The organism is Methylobacterium oxalidis, from assembly GCF_007992195.1.
GTDB lineage: Bacteria > Pseudomonadota > Alphaproteobacteria > Rhizobiales > Beijerinckiaceae > Methylobacterium > Methylobacterium oxalidis.
Genome location: NZ_BJZU01000121.1, coordinates 16,299 through 31,516, shown reverse-complemented (window position 1 = coordinate 31,516; position 15,218 = coordinate 16,299). Strand labels below are relative to the sequence as shown.

Here is a 15,218-nt window from a genome sequence, read left to right as displayed (position 1 = left end):
GGGTTCGAGATTCAGCGTGCTCACTGGCTTGGCTTGCAGGCCGCTTTGCCCGTGGAAGCACAACAGGCTGTTGTGGTGTGAGCGACTTGTCCCACCCTGCTGCTTCACTGCGGCGCTTCACTCCCCCGAGCCGTTCTTCGCTCGCAGCGCCGTCACAGCATCGTTGGCGCCCTGTAGAAAGCCCTCGGCGTAGCGCTCGGCGGTGTCGCTCGATCCACGTAGGTTGAGCGTCGCCACGGATCGGGCCAGAGCCTTCACGAGCATCTCGGAGAATGCCACGTCGCTGCGGCTGGATAGCAGGATCTCCGTCATGCCCTCGGCCTCGATGTCGGCCACGTAAGCTCGGCCATCTTGTATGCCTCGACCGTGAAAATTGTCCTGATCCACGTCCTGCATCCGTCCATTCTCCCGCGCGCATTGGGCGCCCTGCCGTCTCGACAAATGTCGGTGCGCCTCTGAGCTACCGCACCTCCGCATGTTCGGCGCAGCGCGTCCGGTATCGAGACCATGTTCCCTCTGCGGACTGCCGGCCACAGGTCTCGCACACCTGCAGAGAGCGCGACCAAGTTCGCTCTGTCACCTCGGCGGCGAGATTGAAATCGGCCTCCAACCAATCGGCTTTGGGACCGATGATCAGGTGCCGCCCCGCGCAGTGCTCGCGCGCCACCTGCACGACGACGTGGCGATCCTTCACCACATCCTCGGGATTTCCGCAGGTCTGCAGGACGCGAATCAGGATCTCTTCGGCCTCGCCGTGAGGGAGATTGATCCAAGGATCCAGCCGGCGTGCTTCGGCGTCTCCTAGCTCAGCACGAGCGGCGCGTCGGACTAGGGCGCCGACCGTCTCGTCATTGCGCTCGGCTTCCGCCGCAAGCTCGTCCCGCAAAGACGGCGGGACGCGGACGGTGAGTGTATGCGTGAGACTGTCTTGGCGCACGGCGAGCCTCCGAAGGTCCCGCCAATGTAGCGCAGATCAGAAAGATTTGTAGCGCGCACAACTTCCCTGGTGATCATCAGGATTGCCAGGTTAGGCTAGCCAATCTCGCCTTATTGCTCTTTGTTCCCGACATTTTCTTGTTCATCATCGTGCGCGATGCGGGATCTAATTTCGTCAAGTCTACGCTCCCGCTCCTTAAGATGGCTCGTGAAAGATAGATTGGCCTTCTCGGCTTGATTCATAGCTAAAGGTAAAGTCTTAAGAAGATACTCCAAAACAATCTTCTTTGTCTCAGCATCCTTGTTCCATCTATTTTTGGTGTGCCGCTCTGATACAAAGATATAATCTGACAGACTAACAAACAGACTCAGATTGTGCCTTCCTCCAAAAAGAGCGTCGGCGCTAGTATCTATGTAAATTCCGAAAGTGTCCCGGTCCTCATCGTTAGCCAGCGACCTCTCGATTCGCCTCTCTATTTCTTCACTCATTGAACGACCTGAGCGAGCAGCTGCATCAATGATGCGATCTCGGTCTGCGTCACTCATTCTAAACGTGTAGTTCTGCCGGCGGCCTTTCTCTGGCGCCTTGGGCGGTCGACCCATTCTCTTTTTGGGGGCAGCAGCGGCTTCCGTCATGGCCTGTCTCCGGCTGTCTGTGACTTTCCCTCGTAGTAACCCGACATCAAGTTGACAAGGGGCATTCATCGGCCCACAACACTTACGCTCGGGATGTCCCGACATAAAGTGTGAGAGGCCGAGATGGGCAACGACATCATCCAGGTCCTGACCCAGCCCACCGTTGACGTGGTGCTCGCGGGACGAGTGCTCGGGATTGGGAAAAACGCTGCCTACAAGGCGCGCGAGGCGGGAGAGATCCCGTCTATCAAAGTCGGTGGTCAGTACCGCGTCCCGACCGCGAAGCTGCGCGAAATGCTCGGCCTCCCGCTTCGCCCTGAAGTCAATGCCGCCTGACCCGCCGACAATTGCGGATCACTCACATCAGGACACGCATTAATGCAGAAAACCCGCGCACAGCGGGGCTGCGGCGGGTTTCCGAAAACTGACTGCTTTGCGGGCGTCAGCATCGGAAATACGTCACCAGCTCCTCCTAGACAAGACCTTTACGTAGCCCGTCGCTTCGGTCTCCCCGCTGCTACGGCTGCGGCAATTGCCGAACTCGCCTTTCCCCGCATCGATTGCTGGAGGGCTGGGCGATGAATGCGCGCTCTCCGATTCCCGCGAAGGTCAGCCGGCATGTTCCGGTCCTCGCCTCCCCCCACGAGGGGGAGATCGTCGGTGCTGCCCGAGCAATCGGCCGAACCCTTCAAGCGGCAGGGCTGGACTTCCATGCTCTGGCGGCAGCGATCTCTGCACCTGAGGTCGACGCAGTCGCCCGCGAGGCTGATGAAGGACCACAGCCCAAGGCAGAGGCCGCACACCGCAAGCCGCAGAAGTTCAGCTACGGCGACTGGAAGGAAGCGTGGGCTTTTCATCATATCCCTCGCCGTTTCACACCACGTCAGGAAGAGCGTCACCGCAAGCAGGTGGCGTACTGCAAAGGCCGGCTCGGCCGACTGAGTCGGCGAGAGCAGACCTTCATCCGGGGCATCTCACCGCTGCGCGGGAACTTGTCCTACGCACAAGCCGATTGGCTGGCCGCGATAACAGATCGCCTCGAAGGGGCTGACCGCGAGCGCGCATTTTGGCGGGAGCAGCCAGGATGGGCATGACCCTCGCCGACCGGCCCCCGTCCTACCTGTCGCGAGCCACGCTCGCGCAAGAATTGGATGTCTCGGAAAGCACCGTCGACGAGATGGTGCGGCGGGGCGTGCTCCCGAAGCCACTGCGCCTCTCCAGCGGCTGCGTCCGCTGGTGCTGGCAGGACGTGCAAGCGGCGCTTGTCACCCTGAAGGGGGGGACGGAGACTCCTGCCTCCGATCCCTTCCTCGCGGGTGCCCTCAATGTCACGCAAACGTCGGAGAGCCGTCGTGGAACTGCCTAAGGGCGTTCACAGGGTGCGGTCGCGCGGCCGGGAGTATTTTTACCTCCAGGTCGGGCGAGGCACGGATCACGCCGGGCCGCGAACTCGCTTGCCGGACGATCCGCAAACGCCAGAGTTCTGGATTGCGCTTCGGCAGGCACAGGGCCTCGTCAGTGCGACGGGAACTGACACGGTCAACGCGCTGATCGATGCCTACGAGACGTCACCAGCCTTCACAGACCCGGACAAGCTCTCGGACGGCACCAGAAATTTCTATCGGCGGTCCCTGAAAATCGCTCGCGATGCCTGGGGTGAGCTACCGTCCGCAAAGCTGCGGCCCGTTCACGTTCAAGCGATCATGGACGGTCTCAGCCAGACCAAGGGGAAGGCGAACAACTTCCTAGGCGCCATGCGCGCTCTCTCAGCTTGGGCTAGCGCTCGCGGGCATATCGACACGAGCCTGACCGAGGGCGTCAAGCCCTACGCGGCCAAGGGCGGCCACAAGCCGTGGACCTCGGCACAGATCGAGCAGGTGCATGAGCAGCTGACCGGAATGCTTCGCCGGGGAGTCCTTCTATACGTCTACACCGGGCAGCGTGGGTCCGATGTCGTGCGCCTGGGCTGGACCGACGTTGACGAAGGCGGCTTTGCCCTGCGGCAGCGCAAGACGGGTCGCGAAGTCTGGTGCCCGATCGTGCCGGAGCTCGCGGCTGAAATGGCGACGTGGGCGCGCCGGCCAGGTCCTTTTCTGCTGCAGGACAATGGGAAGCCCTACACCCGGAAGCTGTTCTCCAAGCACTTCGCTGACGCCCGCGACCAGATCCCGGCCTTGGCTGGAGCCACGCTCCACGGGTTGAGGTGCACGGCCGTCGTCCGCTTGCGGCGAGCCGGCCTCTCTACAGGTCAGATCAGCGACATCACCGGAATGTCTCTGGCGATGATCGAGCGCTACTGCCGCTTCGCCGACAAGAAGGCGAGCGGGCAGGCGGCTCTCGTCAGCCTTGCGAGAACCCGCGAGGAACAGAACTGTAAAACACCTGAAAACTGGAAAGCCAAAAACACGTAGGATCAACAAGTTAGAGGGCGAACGATGAAATCGCACATCTCGTCCTCGAGCGCCGGCAGCGCGCCGACGTGGCGGACGCGGCCCTGCGCGTAGAGCACCGAGACGGGCTCGGCCCGCAGGTACTTGCCGCGGCTCGCCCGCACCGCGGTGACGGGCACGCCTGGGTCGATCTCGCGGATCACCGCCTCGGCCATCTCGCCGCCCTGGTTCACCTCGACCACGAGGGCGTCCGCCCCGAGCCGGTGGTAGAGGGCGAGCGCCGCCGAGGCCCAGGCCTGCGGGGTGGCGCGGGCGAGCGTCGCGTCGGCGAGCACGTAGGCTGTCGCGCCGAGCGCGCCCGCCGCCACGATCCCGCAGGCGTCGGCCCCGGCCCGTGAGGAGGCCGGCGGGTCGACCGCCACGACGATGCGGGCGAGCGGCTCCGGCAGCGCGGCCACGCGCGCCGCCTCCAGCCCGTCCCGGGTCCAGAGAGCGTCCGCCCGGTCCTCGATCAGCTCGCCGTCGAGCTCCTGGCGCCCGAGACGGGTGCCCGCGTAGCGCCCCACCACCTCCGCCAGGAAGGCGGGGGCGAGGTTCGGCGCGTTGTCGGCGGTGCGGGCCCGGCTCACCACCGTGCGCGGGTCGGAGAGGAGCCGCCGCAGCAGCGGGATCGGCCGGGGCGTCGTCGTCACGAGGCCGCGCGGGCGCGTGCCCACGCGCAGGCCGAACTGCAGCATGTCGTAGGCCGCCTCGGCGTAGCGCCACTTGGCGACCTCGTCCGACCACGCGGCGCCGAATTGCGGCCCGCGCAGCGAGTCCGGCTCCTCGGCCGAGAAGGCGAGGGCCACGGCCCCGTTCGGCCACTCGACCCGGCGCCGCGACGGAGACCAGCGCGGGCGCGCGGCCCGCGCCGGCAGCGCGAGGAGGCCGGACGGGCCCTCGATCATCACGTCGCGCACGTCCGCGAAGGTCTCGCCCACCAGCGCGATGCGGCCGACCGGCTCCCCCGTGAAGGCGGGATCGCCCGTGGCGAGCGCGCTCACCCACTCGGCGCCGGTGCGGGTCTTGCCGCAGCCGCGCCCGCCGATCACCGCCCAGGTCGTCCAGGCCGGGCGGCCGGGCGCCGCCTCGCAGGGCGGGAGCTGGTCGGGCCGGGCGAGGTGCAGCCAGTCACGCTGCAGCGCCAGCAGGAGGTGCGGCGGCAGGCTCTCCAGGAAGCCCTGGATCCGCCCGCTCGCCTGCGAACGCCGCATAGCGCCGCGCGATCTCCGCGCGCAGGGCTGGCAGGTCGAGGGCGGCAAGGTCGAGGGCGGCAAGGTCGAGGGCGGGCCCGCCCCTCTCGGTTCCGCGCGTCCCATGCCGGTCTCCAGCGCCGGGGTCCGGGCCCGGATCGAGTTCGTCGAGGATGCGCTTGAGGCCGCCGAGGTCGCGCAGCACCCGCGCGGTGTCGGCGAGGCCCGCCTCCTCGCGCAGGGCCGCGTCGAACCGGGCGATCTGGCGGGCCACGTGCCCGCGCAGCGCCGCGCGCAGGGCCGGGCCGGCGAGGCTCGCCCCGCGCGCCGCGCGGCGCCGCTCCGTCAGGCCCTGCACCCGCAGAAGATCCCGGGCGTCGGAGCGCCGCGCCGCCAGCACGGCTTCGAGGTCGCGCAGATCCACCGCCGGGTTGTGGTAGAGGCGGCCGAGGCTCGCGGTCCGCGATGCGGACCAGGGGGGCTCCGGCCGCAGGCGCGCCCGCCAGCCGAGGCGGCGGCTCCAGCGGCGCACCGTGAGCGCAGAGACGCCGAGCTCCGCCGCGATGTCGCCGAGGCTGCGCCCGGTGCGGCGCACCAGCGCCTCGGCGGCCGCCATGGTCTCGGGCGGGTGCGGGCCGATCCGTGCCATGGCCCCCGCCGTCTCGTCACACTTCTGGAGTGTTCCTGTTTTGTACCTGAGCAGCGTCGCGCTGTCAACCATAAAAGCCTAGACCGAGGCTTTTATTCTGAGCCGGTGAACGTTGCCGTACGAACCCGTACGCCGGGCCGGCCGCTCCGAGCGCGCCGTTCACGCCGAGGGTGCGGCGAGGCGGGCGCGGTGGCGCGCCACGACGTTGCGGATGGCGGGGCCGAGCGAGGTGTTCACCGGCCAGGACTCGATCGCCGCGCCGAGCGCGTCCGCGGCCGCGGTCTGGGCGGAGAGGCCGTCGAAGCCCGACAGGTAGTCCCAGACGGCGCGGTCGGCCTGCTCGACGCCGGAGGGGTCGTCGGAGGCGGCGAGGCCGTCGAGCGTCTTCAGGAGCCTGTCGAGGGCGGTCGGATCGGGCGCTGTCATGGCTCGGATATGGGGCGCGTCCCCGCCCCCGGCCATGCCGGTGCACCGTTCTGCCCGAGGGGGCGGCCGCGGGCGGCGGCCGCGGGGATGGCCCGGGGGCGGAGTCCGGGAGCGGGGGAGCGCGGCGCCGGCCCGGAACGGGGTATGCCGCGGCACGTTGACCGGCGCCTGCATTGCGCACATCAGCGGTGGCGAAGGGCGAATCGGGAGAACCATGGCAGCGGAATCACCAGCGTCCGGGATCGGCCAGGGCCGCTTCGAGGTCGGAGACGCGTTTCGGCGCTTCGCCGATTTCGTTCCGCTGATGATGTGGCGCGCCGATCCCGAGGGTCACGCGGTCCATCACAACGAGTGCTGGCTGGAATTCACCGGCCGCTCCGCCGAGGAGGAGATCGGCGACGGCTGGCGCCGGGGCCTGCACCCGGACGATTTCGCCCGCCACGCCGCCCTCGTCGCCGAGGCCTACGCCGCCCGCGAGCCCTTCACCGTCGAGTTCCGCCTGCGCCGCCACGACGGGTCCTATCGCTGGCTCCTCGAGACCGGCCGGCCGCTCGAGGACGATGCCGGCTTCCACGGCTATCTCGGCTCCTGCTTCGACATCACCGACCGCAAGCACGCGGAGGAGCACATCGAGCGGGCGCTCGCCGAGAAGGAGGCGCTGCTCGCCGAGGTCTATCACCGGGTCCGCAACAATCTGCAGGTGATGGTCAGCCTGATCGGCCTCTACGGCCGGGCCGCCCCCGACCCCTGCCGCGGCAGCTTCGAGGCGCTGGGCCAGCGGGTCCGGGCGATCGCGCTGGTGCAGCAGCACCTGCACGAGGCGCCCCACATCGCCTCGATCGACCTGCGCGAGTACCTGCACCGCCTCGCCTCCGGGCTCGGGCAGCTGCGCCGGGCCGGCCGGATCGGCGTCACGGTGGACGGCACCGGCACCGGCTACGTCGAGCCCCGCACCGCCAACGCCCTCGGCATGATCGTGGCCGAGGTGGTGGCCGAGTGCCTCGACGCCACCGCCGAGACGGTGGCCTGCACCATCGCCATCACCATCGACGCGGCGGCGGGGGGCCCCGTGCGCCTCACCATCGCCTCCGGGGTCGGGGACGGGCCGGAGGGCGGGCGCCCGGACGTGCCCAAGCTCGGGCCCCGCCTCATCGCGGCCTACGCGGCGCAGGCCGAGATCGCGGTGCGGGGCACGGCCACGACCTCCGACCCGCTGGAGCTGCAGCTCCCCGAGACGCGGGCCGGCGCCGCGTCCTGAGCCGGCGCCCCGATTCGCATCTCCCCGTCCGGGCGCCTATATGCCGCTCGACGCTTCCCCTCGCGACCGGCCGCCGATGCTCCCGCCCATCTCCACCATCATCGAGAATTTCGAGTTCATCGAGGAGTGGGAGGACCGCTACGCCTACGTGATCGAGCTCGGCCGCGAGATGCCGCGGCTGCCGCCCGAGCGCTGCACGGAGGAGAACCGGGTCCACGGCTGCGAGAGCCAGGTCTGGCTCGAATCGCGCCTCGACGAGTCCGGCGGCCGGCCCGTCCTCGTCCTCCAGGGCGACAGCGATTCCAGCATCACCCGCGGCCTCGTGGCGCTGATGATCGCCATCTACGCCGGCAAGACGCCGGAGGAGATCGCCGCGACGGACGGCCTCGACGTGTTCAAGCGCCTCGATTTCGGCAACCACATCACGTCGAAGCGCGCGGGCGGCCTGCGCGCCATGAACGAGCGCATCCAGCGCGAGGCGCACAAGCTCAGCGCCTGAGCGCCCGCTCCCGGCCGCCTATCTGGGCGCGCAGCCGATGCAGATGCCCTTCTGGATCCTGTCGTCCTCCTTCTGCTGCGGCGTGCGCTCGGTGCGGTCGCCCGCGCTGGGGCCGCCCGCGGCGGCGCCCGGCGGCTTGGTGCGGCCGACCGAGGAGGTGTTCGGCGCCGTGACCGTCGAGGCCGGGCCGCCGCCGGTGCCCGTCTCGGCCGGCCTCTGGGCGGCGGCGGGCAGGATCGTCAGGGCGGCGAGGGCGAGCCCGGCGGCGAGCGGGCGGATGCGGGGCAGTGTCGACGGCATGGGGATCTCCTCTTACCGCCCCCCAACGCCGCACCCTGCCTCAGGTTCGACCGCGCTTCACCCCCGGGTCCGGTCCCGGACGCCGCCGAGGTAGCGCTCCTCGAGGTGGAGGCGGAAGGCCGCCGCCCCGAGCGGCGCCCCGGTGGCCTCTTGAAGGAGCGCGTCGGTGTCGAGCAGGCTCCCCTTCGCGTGCACGTTCGCCCGCAGCCACCCCGTCAGCGGGCCGAAATCCCCCCGCGCGAGGGCCGGGACGAGGTCCGGCTCGGCCTCCCGCGCCGCCCGGAAGAGCTGGGCGGCCGCCAGCGCGCCGAGCGTGTAGGTGGGAAAGTAGCCCCAGCTCCCGCCCGGCCAGTGGATGTCCTGCAGGCAGCCGAGGCGGTCGTCCGGCACGGCGAGGCCGAGCAGGTCGCGCATGCCGTCGTTGAAGGCGCCCGGCAGGTCGGCCACGGCGAGGTCGCCCGCGATCATCGCGGTCTCCAGGCCGTAGCGCAGCAGGATGTGGGCCGGGTAGGTCATCTCGTCGGCGTCGACCCGGATGAAGCCCGGCTCCACCCGCGTGTGCAGGCGGTAGAGGTTCTCGGCGGTCCAGGCCGGCCCCTGCCGCCCGAAGGTCCCGGCGAGGAGCGGCGCGAGATGGGCCGCGAAGGCGCGCGAGCGGCAGGCCTGCATCTCGACGATGAGCGACTGGCTCTCGTGCAGGCTCATGCCGCGGGCCTCGCCCACGGGCTGGCGCGTCCAGGCGACGGGCCGGCCCTGCTCGTAGAGGGCGTGGCCGGTCTCGTGCAGCACCCCGAGCAGGGCCCGGGTCACGTCGGCCTCGTCGTAGCGGGTGGTGATGCGCACGTCGTCGGTGGCGCCGCCGCAGAACGGGTGCAGGCTGACGTCGAGGCGCCCGCGCCCGAAGTCGAAGCCCGCCGCGCCCATCAGCGCGAGCCCGACCTGCCGCTGCAAGTCCACCGGGAAGGGTCCGTCGAGAGGCAAGGGCGGCGGCTCGGCGGCTTGGCGCGACCGCGCCTCGGCGACGTAGCCGGGCAGGAAGTCGCGCAGCTCCGCGAAGAGCGGGTCGATCCGCGCCCGCCGCATGCCGGGGTCGTAGCCGTCGAGGAGGGCGTCGTAGGGCGAGAGGCCGAGGCGCTCGCCCTTCGCCCGCCCGACCTCCCGCTGCAGGCGCAGCACCTCGGCGAGGTCGGGCGCGAGCCGCGCGAAATCCGCGTCCCGGCGCGCCTGCCGCCACGTCATCTCGCAGCGGGAGACGGCGCGGGAGTTCGCCTCCACGAGGTCGCGGGGCACCGCGGTGGCGTGCAGGTGCGCGCGGCGCATCTCGGCGAGGTTCGCCCGTTGCCAGGGGCCGAGCCCGGCCGCCTCGTCCCCGGCGGCGGCGAGGAGGTCAGCGGTCTCGGGCGCGGTCAGGATGTCGTGGGCGAGGCCCTTCAGCACGGCGAGCTGGTCGGCGCGGCCCTCGGCGGCACCGTCCGGCATCAGGGTCTGCGCGTCCCAGCCGAGGATGCCGGCGGCGTCGCCGAGGGCGTGGAGGCGCGCGAAGCGGCTCTCCAGGGCGCGGTAGGATCGCATGCTCTCTCCTCTTGCCGGGGTTGTTCGCACGAGGCCTCAGGGCCGCTTGTGGATGGGGTCGACCCAGAGCACCGTCTCGGGCGGCTCGACCGCCTCGACGTCGGGCAGGTTGACGACGACCGCCTCGTTATCGGAGCGCACCAGCACGCAGTGCAGGGGCTCGTCGGTGGAGGCGTTGATCTCCTGGTGGGGCACGAAGGGCGGCACGAAGATGAAGTCGCCGGGCCCGGCCTCCGCCACGTATTCGAGCCGCTCGCCCCAGCGCATCCGGGCGCGGCCCGAGACGATGTAGATCACGCTCTCGAGGTCGCCGTGATGGTGCACGCCGGTCTTGGCGTCGGGCTCGATCGCCACCGTGCCGGCCCAGATCTTCTGCGCGCCGACCCGGGCCGCGTTGATGGCCGCCTGCCGGAACATGCCGGGAGTCTGGGCCGTGTTCGGGTCGAGCCGGTCGCCCGGGATCACCCGCACCCCGTCGTGCTTCCAGCGCCCGTCGCCGGGGGCGGCCTCCCCCGGGTGCGCGTGGGTGTGGGGTTGGGTGTGCGGGTGGGTGTGGTCGTGCTCCGCCATGCCGGCCTCCCGGGCCCCTCGCGGGCCGCGGCGACAGGGGTACGACGCCTGTCCGCGCCTGTGTAGGGGCCGCGCCGCCGCGCGGGAGGGAGAGGGGATGGTGTCCGAGGGCCGAGGGGCCTTGCGCTGCAGGGATGGCGCGCTGCAGAGATGTGCGTCCTTCAGTCAGGACGTGGCGCAGAAGGCGCGCGGAGCTGTCCGCGTGCATGTGGGGGATGCGAGAGCCGATCATGCCTGAATGCGGAAGCCGGGCGCTCCTCGCTCCGCTCTTCGCCGTGCTCGGCCTCGCGGGCCTGGAAGGATGTGCCGAGGCGGATCGCCCCGACCTCATGAGGCAGGCCCGGCGGGTCTGCCTGCATCTGGCGATGCCTCATGTGAGCGGAGGCGGTCAAAACAGGGCTCTCGTATATTCCGATGTCCCGAACACGGCCAGCGATCCGACTCACAATACCTTTGAATTCATCTGGGGCGATGATGGGACGGCCGAGCCCGATCAAAGCATTCAATGCCAGGGGCATGCGAGCGGTCGGGCGATCACGATCGAGAAACTCTTGGTCAGCGGTCGGAATGTCGTCACTCTACCATATGCGTATTGACGCAGGATCCGGAATAGGCGCCTGTCTGACTTGGTAACGCTGTCGTTCCGCGCCTTTCGCAGCGCCGAAGCGGGTCCCGTACGCCGCGACGTCGTGACGACGACCCGGGCACTGGCGCCGACCGCGCGCGGGAGTCAGATGTTCCGGCCCCGTCCCCCGCCCGAGTACTGAGCCCGCCCAGCCTCACAAAAGGCGCTTTGGAACACGACGGCTCGGCGGGCGGCGAACCGGCGCGTCGGTCCGCCCGCGCCATCCCGTCCGAGCACGCCGCCCGCCGAGCCGCCGCCAGAGTCGCATGTCCGGACCTCACTCCCCCGCGCGGCGGCGCATCGCCCTGGTCTGCCTGACCCCGCGGCCGGACGCGGACGAGCTCGGCACCCTGCGGCTGCCGAGCTTCGGCATCCGGCGCATCCACGCCGCGCTGACGAGCGACCCCGACCTCGCCGGCGCGCGGGTCGCGCTCATCGACCGCCGGGCCGACGACGTCGAGGGCACCGTCGCGGAGATCCTGGCGCTCGAGCCCGACCTCGTCGGCTTCTCGATCTACGTCTGGTCGGCGCCCTCCCTCGTCGAGGTGGCGCGCCGCCTGCGCCGGGAGCGCCCGTCCCTGGCGATCGTGTTCGGCGGTCCCTCCGCCCGCACGGCCTTCTTCGACCTCGAACCCTACGCCCCGGCCCACGCCTACCTCGACGCCGTCGTCGAGGGCGACGGCGAGGAGATCATCCGGGACATCGCCGGGCTCCCGGATTTCGGGCGGGCCGCCTGGGAGGGGGTGCGCGGGCTGGCGCTGCCGGGCGCGGACGGCTGGCTGCGCACCGCGCGCCGCCCGCAGATCGCCCCGCTCGACCGCATCGCGTCTCCTTACGCGCAGGGGCTGATGCCGCGGGGCGGCGTCGCCTACCTGGAGACGTTCCGCGGCTGCCCGCTCTCCTGCCGCTTCTGCGAGTGGGGCTCGAAGGAGAACGCCAAGGCGGCCTTCTCGGCGGAGTACATCGCCCGCGAGCTCGACGCCTTCCGGGCGCACGAGGCGCCGGCGGTGTTCCTGCTCGACGCGGGCCTCAACCTGAACATCGGCGCCTTCCGCAACCTGCGGCTGGCCAACCAGCGCTCGGGCTTCCTGCGGGAATCGCTGTTCTGGGCCGAGATCTACCCGTCGATCGTGCGCGACGAGCACCTCGCCTTCATCGAGGAGATCGGCACCGCCTATCTCGGCGTCGGCATGCAGTCGATGGACCCGGCGGTGCTGCGGCTGCACGACCGCCCCTCCGATTCCCCGCGCTTCGAGGCGGCGGTGCGGGCGCTCGCCCGCGTCACCAACATCGAGTTGCAGATCATCGCCGTCCTGCCCGGGGACACGCCGGCGGGCTTCCGCCGGACCCTCGACTACGCCCTGTCCCTGCCCGCCACGGTCCGGGTCTACCACTGCCTCGTCCTGCCCGACGCGCTCCTCACCCGCAGCCGGCCGGAATGGGACGTCCGCTTCGATCCCGTCACGATGGCGATGCGCTCCTGCGCGGGCTGGAGCGAGGAGGCGGTGGCCGAGGTGCGGGCGGAAGTGCGGGCCCGGGCGCTGGCGGCGGGCGGCAAGGCGGGGGCCTACTGGTGGTCCTTCCCGCGCCGGGACGCGGCGCGCCGGACGGCCCCGCCGCCCTCGCCCGACGAGGCCCGGCCCTCCTGGCGGCGGGCGCGGACGCCGTGACCGCCTACCGCTCCGGCCGGCGCGTCGCGCTCCTGGCGCGCTACCCGGACCGCGACCCGGCCATGCCGAGCTTCGTGCCCAATCTCGGCCTGCGCATGGTCGAGGCCGCGATCCGCGCGGCCGGCTTCGCCGATCTCGAGTGCCGCACCTGGGACCTGACGGGGGGCGAGCCCGAGGCGGTGGCCCGCGAGGTCGTCGCCTTCGACCCCGACATCGTCGGCGTCTCCGCCTATCTCTGGTCGCTGCCGTTCTTCTGCCGGGTCGTGGCCCGGATCAAGCAGGACGATCCCCGCCGGCTCGTCGTGTTCGGCGGCCCCTCCGCCCGGCCGGTGATGTTCTCCAAGCCGCCCTTCTCGGCCTCCCGCGACGACATCGACCTCCTCGTCATCAACGAGGGCGAGGAGACCTTCCGGGAGGTCGTCTCGCTCAACGCGCGCGACGCCGCCGCCCTCGGGGCCCTGCGCGGCGTGGCCGTCAAGGACGGGCCGGGCTGGCGCGAGACGCCGGCCCGCCCGCTCGCCGACCTCGACAGCCTGCCCTCGCCCTACGCGCTCGACCTCGTCCAGCACGGCGGCCTCGGCGTGCTGCAGACCTACCGGGGCTGCCCCTTCACCTGCTCCTTCTGCGAGTGGGGGACGATGGAATCGCCCAAGCGCGTGCGCGCCGTCGACCATCTCGACCGCGAATTGCAGGCCATCGCCCGCCACGACGTCTACGCGGCGCTCCTCGTCGATGCCGGCCTGAACCTGAACCGCAACGCCTTCCTCAACCTCAGCCGGGCGGCGCGGGAGAGCGGCTTCTTCGAGACCCACGGGCTGATCTGCGAGGTCTACCCGGCGGCCGTGCGCCAGGAGCACCTCGATTTCCTGGCCTCCGTCAGCAACGCCTACGTGGGCATCGGCCTGCAGAGCTTCGACAACGCCGTGCTGGCGCAGGTCGACCGCTCCTACGACGAGCGCCGCTTCGACGAGACCTTCGGCAAGCTCGACGCGGTGGCGAGCCTCGCCGTCGAGATCATCCTGGGCCTGCCCGGCGACAATCCCGAGACCTTCCGGCGCAACTTCGAGCGGGCCTGCCGGCTGCCCTGCGCGCTGCGGGTCTACCACTGCGTGGTGCTGCCCTCCGGCCTGATGGTGCGCTCGCCCCCCGAGCACCGGATCGCCTACGACCCGATCTCCCTCAAGATGATCTCCTGCTCCGGCTGGAGCGAGGCGGCGCTCGAGGCGGAGTGCCGCTTCCTGACCCGGCAGGCGGCCCTGCGCGGGGGCCGCTCAGGCGAGTTCTTCTGGACGTTCCCGCCTCCGCGCTGACGCTCCGAAGCCCTCAGCCCCGCTCCGCGAATCTCGTCGCCGCGGCGCGGATCACCGCGGCGGCGCGCTCCACGCCCGCCCGGTCGACGTCGAGATGGGTCGTGGCGCGGATCTGGTAGGCGCCGATGGCGCGCACCCGCACGTCCTCGGCGAGGCACGCCGCCGCGAACGCCGCCGCCGTGACGCCGAGGCCCTCCACCGAGAAGCAGAGGATGTTCGACTGGCCCGCCGTCGCGTCGAAGGCGAGGCCCGGCAGGTCGCGGACGGCCTCGTGCAGGAGGCGCAGGTTCGCGTTGTCGGCGGCGAGCTGGTCGATGTGGTGGTCGAGGGCGTAGAGCCCGGCCGCCGCGATCACGCCGGACTGGCGCATGGCGCCGCCGAGCCGGTACTTCCAGCGCCACGCCTCCACCACGAAGTCCTTCGAGCCGCAGAGCACCGCGCCGACCGGGCAGCCGAGGCCCTTGCTGAGGTCGAGCCAGACGCTGTCGAACCCGTCGGCGTACTCGGCCGCCGGGATGCCGGTGGCGACGACCGCGTTGAGGAGGCGCGCCCCGTCGATATGCGCCTTCAGCCCCCGCGCCTGGGCGATGTCGCGGATGCGGCGCATGTCGGCGAGCTCCCAGACCGAGCCGCCGCTGAAGCTCGTGGTCTGCTCCACCGAGACGAGGGCCGAGCGCGGGGCGGTGCGGGCGGGCGTGCGGATCGCGGCCTCGAACTGCTCCGGGCTGTAGATGCCCGCCGGCGTGCGCAGGGCCGCCACCGAGACGCCGCCGATCGCCGCCGAGCCCGCGGCCTCCGTGTTGTAGATGTGGGACTGGTCGTCGACGATGATCTCGTCGCCGGGCCGCGTCTGCACCAGGATCGAGACGAGGTTGCACATCGTGCCGGACGGCATGAACACCCCGTCCTCCTTGCCGAGCAGCGCCGCCACCCGGTCGCAGAGCGCCCGCGTCGTCGGGTCGGAATCCGACTGCTCGTCGCCCACCACCGCCCGGGCCATGGCCTCGCGCATGCCGGGGGTCGGTCGCGTCTGGGTGTCGCTGTAGAGATCGATCGTCACGGGGGTACACTCGTCGGGATGCGGGCGCGGCGGGACGTGCCGGGGGGCGCGAGGCGGCGCGGCGGCCCCGCGCGGCCCGGCCCGA

Annotated in this window: 18 protein-coding genes; 8 read left to right on the top strand and 10 right to left on the bottom strand. The window is 70.8% G+C overall.

Annotated elements, in window-relative coordinates; genetic code table 11:
• Window positions 1-117: 117 nt before the first annotated feature.
• The 3 genes from MOX02_RS23675 to MOX02_RS23665 form a co-directional block, all read right to left on the bottom strand.
• Window positions 118-336 (bottom strand): hypothetical protein, encoded by a 219-nt coding sequence (locus tag MOX02_RS23675; protein ID WP_147028287.1) that lies wholly within the window; start codon window positions 334-336, stop codon window positions 118-120.
• Window positions 337-460: 124 nt separating this feature from the next.
• Window positions 461-937 carry a YlcI/YnfO family protein gene (locus MOX02_RS23670; RefSeq protein ID WP_147028286.1) on the bottom strand — a complete coding sequence of 159 codons (477 nt, stop codon included), beginning with the start codon at window positions 935-937 and terminating at the stop codon, window positions 461-463.
• A 110-nt stretch (window positions 938-1,047) separates the two neighbouring features.
• A complete protein-coding gene (locus MOX02_RS23665) occupies window positions 1,048-1,572 on the bottom strand; it encodes a hypothetical protein (RefSeq protein ID WP_147028285.1) in 525 nt (174 codons plus the stop codon).
• A gap of 123 nt (window positions 1,573-1,695) precedes the next feature.
• Between MOX02_RS23665 and MOX02_RS23660 the strand changes: the two genes are divergently transcribed.
• From MOX02_RS23660 to MOX02_RS23645, 4 genes are all read left to right on the top strand, one after another.
• Complete coding sequence (locus MOX02_RS23660) at window positions 1,696-1,908, top strand: helix-turn-helix domain-containing protein (RefSeq protein WP_147028284.1); 213 nt, start codon at window positions 1,696-1,698, stop codon at window positions 1,906-1,908.
• Window positions 1,909-2,150: 242 nt separating this feature from the next.
• On the top strand, window positions 2,151-2,666 hold the full coding sequence (locus MOX02_RS23655) for a hypothetical protein (protein WP_147028283.1): 516 nt from the start codon (window positions 2,151-2,153) through the stop codon (window positions 2,664-2,666).
• Window positions 2,657-2,938 carry a helix-turn-helix transcriptional regulator gene (locus MOX02_RS23650; protein WP_147028282.1) on the top strand — a complete coding sequence of 94 codons (282 nt, stop codon included), beginning with the start codon at window positions 2,657-2,659 and terminating at the stop codon, window positions 2,936-2,938. Before MOX02_RS23655 ends, MOX02_RS23650 begins: the two co-directional genes overlap by 10 nt.
• An 88-nt stretch (window positions 2,939-3,026) precedes the next feature.
• Window positions 3,027-3,983, top strand: a complete 957-nt coding sequence (locus MOX02_RS23645; protein WP_238179965.1) for a tyrosine-type recombinase/integrase — start codon at window positions 3,027-3,029, stop codon at window positions 3,981-3,983.
• A 2-nt stretch (window positions 3,984-3,985) separates the two neighbouring features.
• On the opposite strand, the gene MOX02_RS23640 is transcribed toward MOX02_RS23645, so the two are convergent.
• The 3 genes from MOX02_RS23640 to MOX02_RS23630 form a co-directional block, all read right to left on the bottom strand.
• Window positions 3,986-5,215 carry a DNA-packaging protein gene (locus MOX02_RS23640; RefSeq protein ID WP_147028281.1) on the bottom strand — a complete coding sequence of 410 codons (1,230 nt, stop codon included), beginning with the start codon at window positions 5,213-5,215 and terminating at the stop codon, window positions 3,986-3,988.
• A complete protein-coding gene (locus tag MOX02_RS23635) occupies window positions 5,133-5,843 on the bottom strand; it encodes a hypothetical protein (RefSeq protein WP_238179966.1) in 711 nt (236 codons plus the stop codon). The genes MOX02_RS23640 and MOX02_RS23635 overlap by 83 nt, the downstream gene beginning before the upstream one ends.
• Before the next feature lie 159 nt (window positions 5,844-6,002).
• Complete coding sequence (locus MOX02_RS23630) at window positions 6,003-6,269, bottom strand: hypothetical protein (protein WP_147028280.1); 267 nt, start codon at window positions 6,267-6,269, stop codon at window positions 6,003-6,005.
• Between the two features lie 214 nt (window positions 6,270-6,483).
• On the opposite strand from MOX02_RS23630, the gene MOX02_RS23625 reads away from it, so the two are divergent.
• Both MOX02_RS23625 and MOX02_RS23620 read left to right on the top strand, forming a co-directional pair.
• Complete coding sequence (locus MOX02_RS23625) at window positions 6,484-7,527, top strand: sensor histidine kinase (RefSeq protein WP_147028279.1); 1,044 nt, start codon at window positions 6,484-6,486, stop codon at window positions 7,525-7,527.
• A gap of 76 nt (window positions 7,528-7,603) precedes the next feature.
• A complete protein-coding gene (locus MOX02_RS23620; RefSeq protein WP_147028278.1) occupies window positions 7,604-8,026 on the top strand; it encodes a SufE family protein in 423 nt (140 codons plus the stop codon).
• Window positions 8,027-8,044: 18 nt separating this feature from the next.
• Here the strand turns inward: MOX02_RS23620 and MOX02_RS23615 are convergent, their stop codons facing one another.
• The 3 genes from MOX02_RS23615 to MOX02_RS23605 are packed head-to-tail and all read right to left on the bottom strand — an operon-like array spanning window position 8,045 to window position 10,468.
• The gene (locus MOX02_RS23615; protein WP_238179967.1) at window positions 8,045-8,326 is read right to left on the bottom strand and encodes a hypothetical protein; all 282 of its coding nucleotides are present in this window, start codon (window positions 8,324-8,326) and stop codon (window positions 8,045-8,047) included.
• Between the two features lie 57 nt (window positions 8,327-8,383).
• The gene (locus MOX02_RS23610; RefSeq protein WP_147028277.1) at window positions 8,384-9,898 is read right to left on the bottom strand and encodes a carboxypeptidase M32; all 1,515 of its coding nucleotides are present in this window, start codon (window positions 9,896-9,898) and stop codon (window positions 8,384-8,386) included.
• Window positions 9,899-9,934: 36 nt separating this feature from the next.
• Window positions 9,935-10,468, bottom strand: a complete 534-nt coding sequence (locus MOX02_RS23605) for a cupin domain-containing protein (RefSeq protein WP_147028276.1) — start codon at window positions 10,466-10,468, stop codon at window positions 9,935-9,937.
• Window positions 10,469-11,359: 891 nt separating this feature from the next.
• On the opposite strand from MOX02_RS23605, the gene MOX02_RS23600 reads away from it, so the two are divergent.
• Together MOX02_RS23600 and MOX02_RS23595 are read left to right on the top strand one after the other, a co-directional pair.
• Complete coding sequence (locus MOX02_RS23600) at window positions 11,360-12,763, top strand: B12-binding domain-containing radical SAM protein (protein WP_147028275.1); 1,404 nt, start codon at window positions 11,360-11,362, stop codon at window positions 12,761-12,763.
• Window positions 12,667-14,073, top strand: a complete 1,407-nt coding sequence (locus MOX02_RS23595) for a B12-binding domain-containing radical SAM protein (protein WP_238179968.1) — start codon at window positions 12,667-12,669, stop codon at window positions 14,071-14,073. The genes MOX02_RS23600 and MOX02_RS23595 overlap by 97 nt, the downstream gene beginning before the upstream one ends.
• A gap of 13 nt (window positions 14,074-14,086) precedes the next feature.
• On the opposite strand, the gene MOX02_RS23590 is transcribed toward MOX02_RS23595, so the two are convergent.
• Entirely contained in the window at window positions 14,087-15,133 is a 1,047-nt protein-coding gene (locus MOX02_RS23590) for a threonine aldolase family protein (RefSeq protein WP_280525351.1), read from the bottom strand.
• Between the last annotated feature and the right edge of the window lie 85 nt (window positions 15,134-15,218).

Excerpts from the sequence above, each read along its gene's own strand:
- MOX02_RS23635 (WP_238179966.1), bottom strand. The coding sequence starts at position 5,843 with ATGGCACGGATCGGCCCGCACCCGCCCGAGACCATGGCGGCCGCCGAG.
- MOX02_RS23650 (WP_147028282.1), top strand. The coding sequence starts at position 2,657 with ATGGGCATGACCCTCGCCGACCGGCCCCCGTCCTACCTGTCGCGAGCC.
- MOX02_RS23620 (WP_147028278.1), top strand. The coding sequence starts at position 7,604 with ATGCTCCCGCCCATCTCCACCATCATCGAGAATTTCGAGTTCATCGAG.
- MOX02_RS23665 (WP_147028285.1), bottom strand. The coding sequence starts at position 1,572 with ATGACGGAAGCCGCTGCTGCCCCCAAAAAGAGAATGGGTCGACCGCCC.
- MOX02_RS23615 (WP_238179967.1), bottom strand. The coding sequence starts at position 8,326 with ATGCCGTCGACACTGCCCCGCATCCGCCCGCTCGCCGCCGGGCTCGCC.
- MOX02_RS23655 (WP_147028283.1), top strand. The coding sequence starts at position 2,151 with ATGAATGCGCGCTCTCCGATTCCCGCGAAGGTCAGCCGGCATGTTCCG.
- MOX02_RS23600 (WP_147028275.1), top strand. The coding sequence starts at position 11,360 with ATGTCCGGACCTCACTCCCCCGCGCGGCGGCGCATCGCCCTGGTCTGC.
- MOX02_RS23630 (WP_147028280.1), bottom strand. The coding sequence starts at position 6,269 with ATGACAGCGCCCGATCCGACCGCCCTCGACAGGCTCCTGAAGACGCTC.
- MOX02_RS23610 (WP_147028277.1), bottom strand. The coding sequence starts at position 9,898 with ATGCGATCCTACCGCGCCCTGGAGAGCCGCTTCGCGCGCCTCCACGCC.
- MOX02_RS23640 (WP_147028281.1), bottom strand. The coding sequence starts at position 5,215 with ATGCGGCGTTCGCAGGCGAGCGGGCGGATCCAGGGCTTCCTGGAGAGC.
- MOX02_RS23605 (WP_147028276.1), bottom strand. The coding sequence starts at position 10,468 with ATGGCGGAGCACGACCACACCCACCCGCACACCCAACCCCACACCCAC.
- MOX02_RS23660 (WP_147028284.1), top strand. The coding sequence starts at position 1,696 with ATGGGCAACGACATCATCCAGGTCCTGACCCAGCCCACCGTTGACGTG.
- MOX02_RS23625 (WP_147028279.1), top strand. The coding sequence starts at position 6,484 with ATGGCAGCGGAATCACCAGCGTCCGGGATCGGCCAGGGCCGCTTCGAG.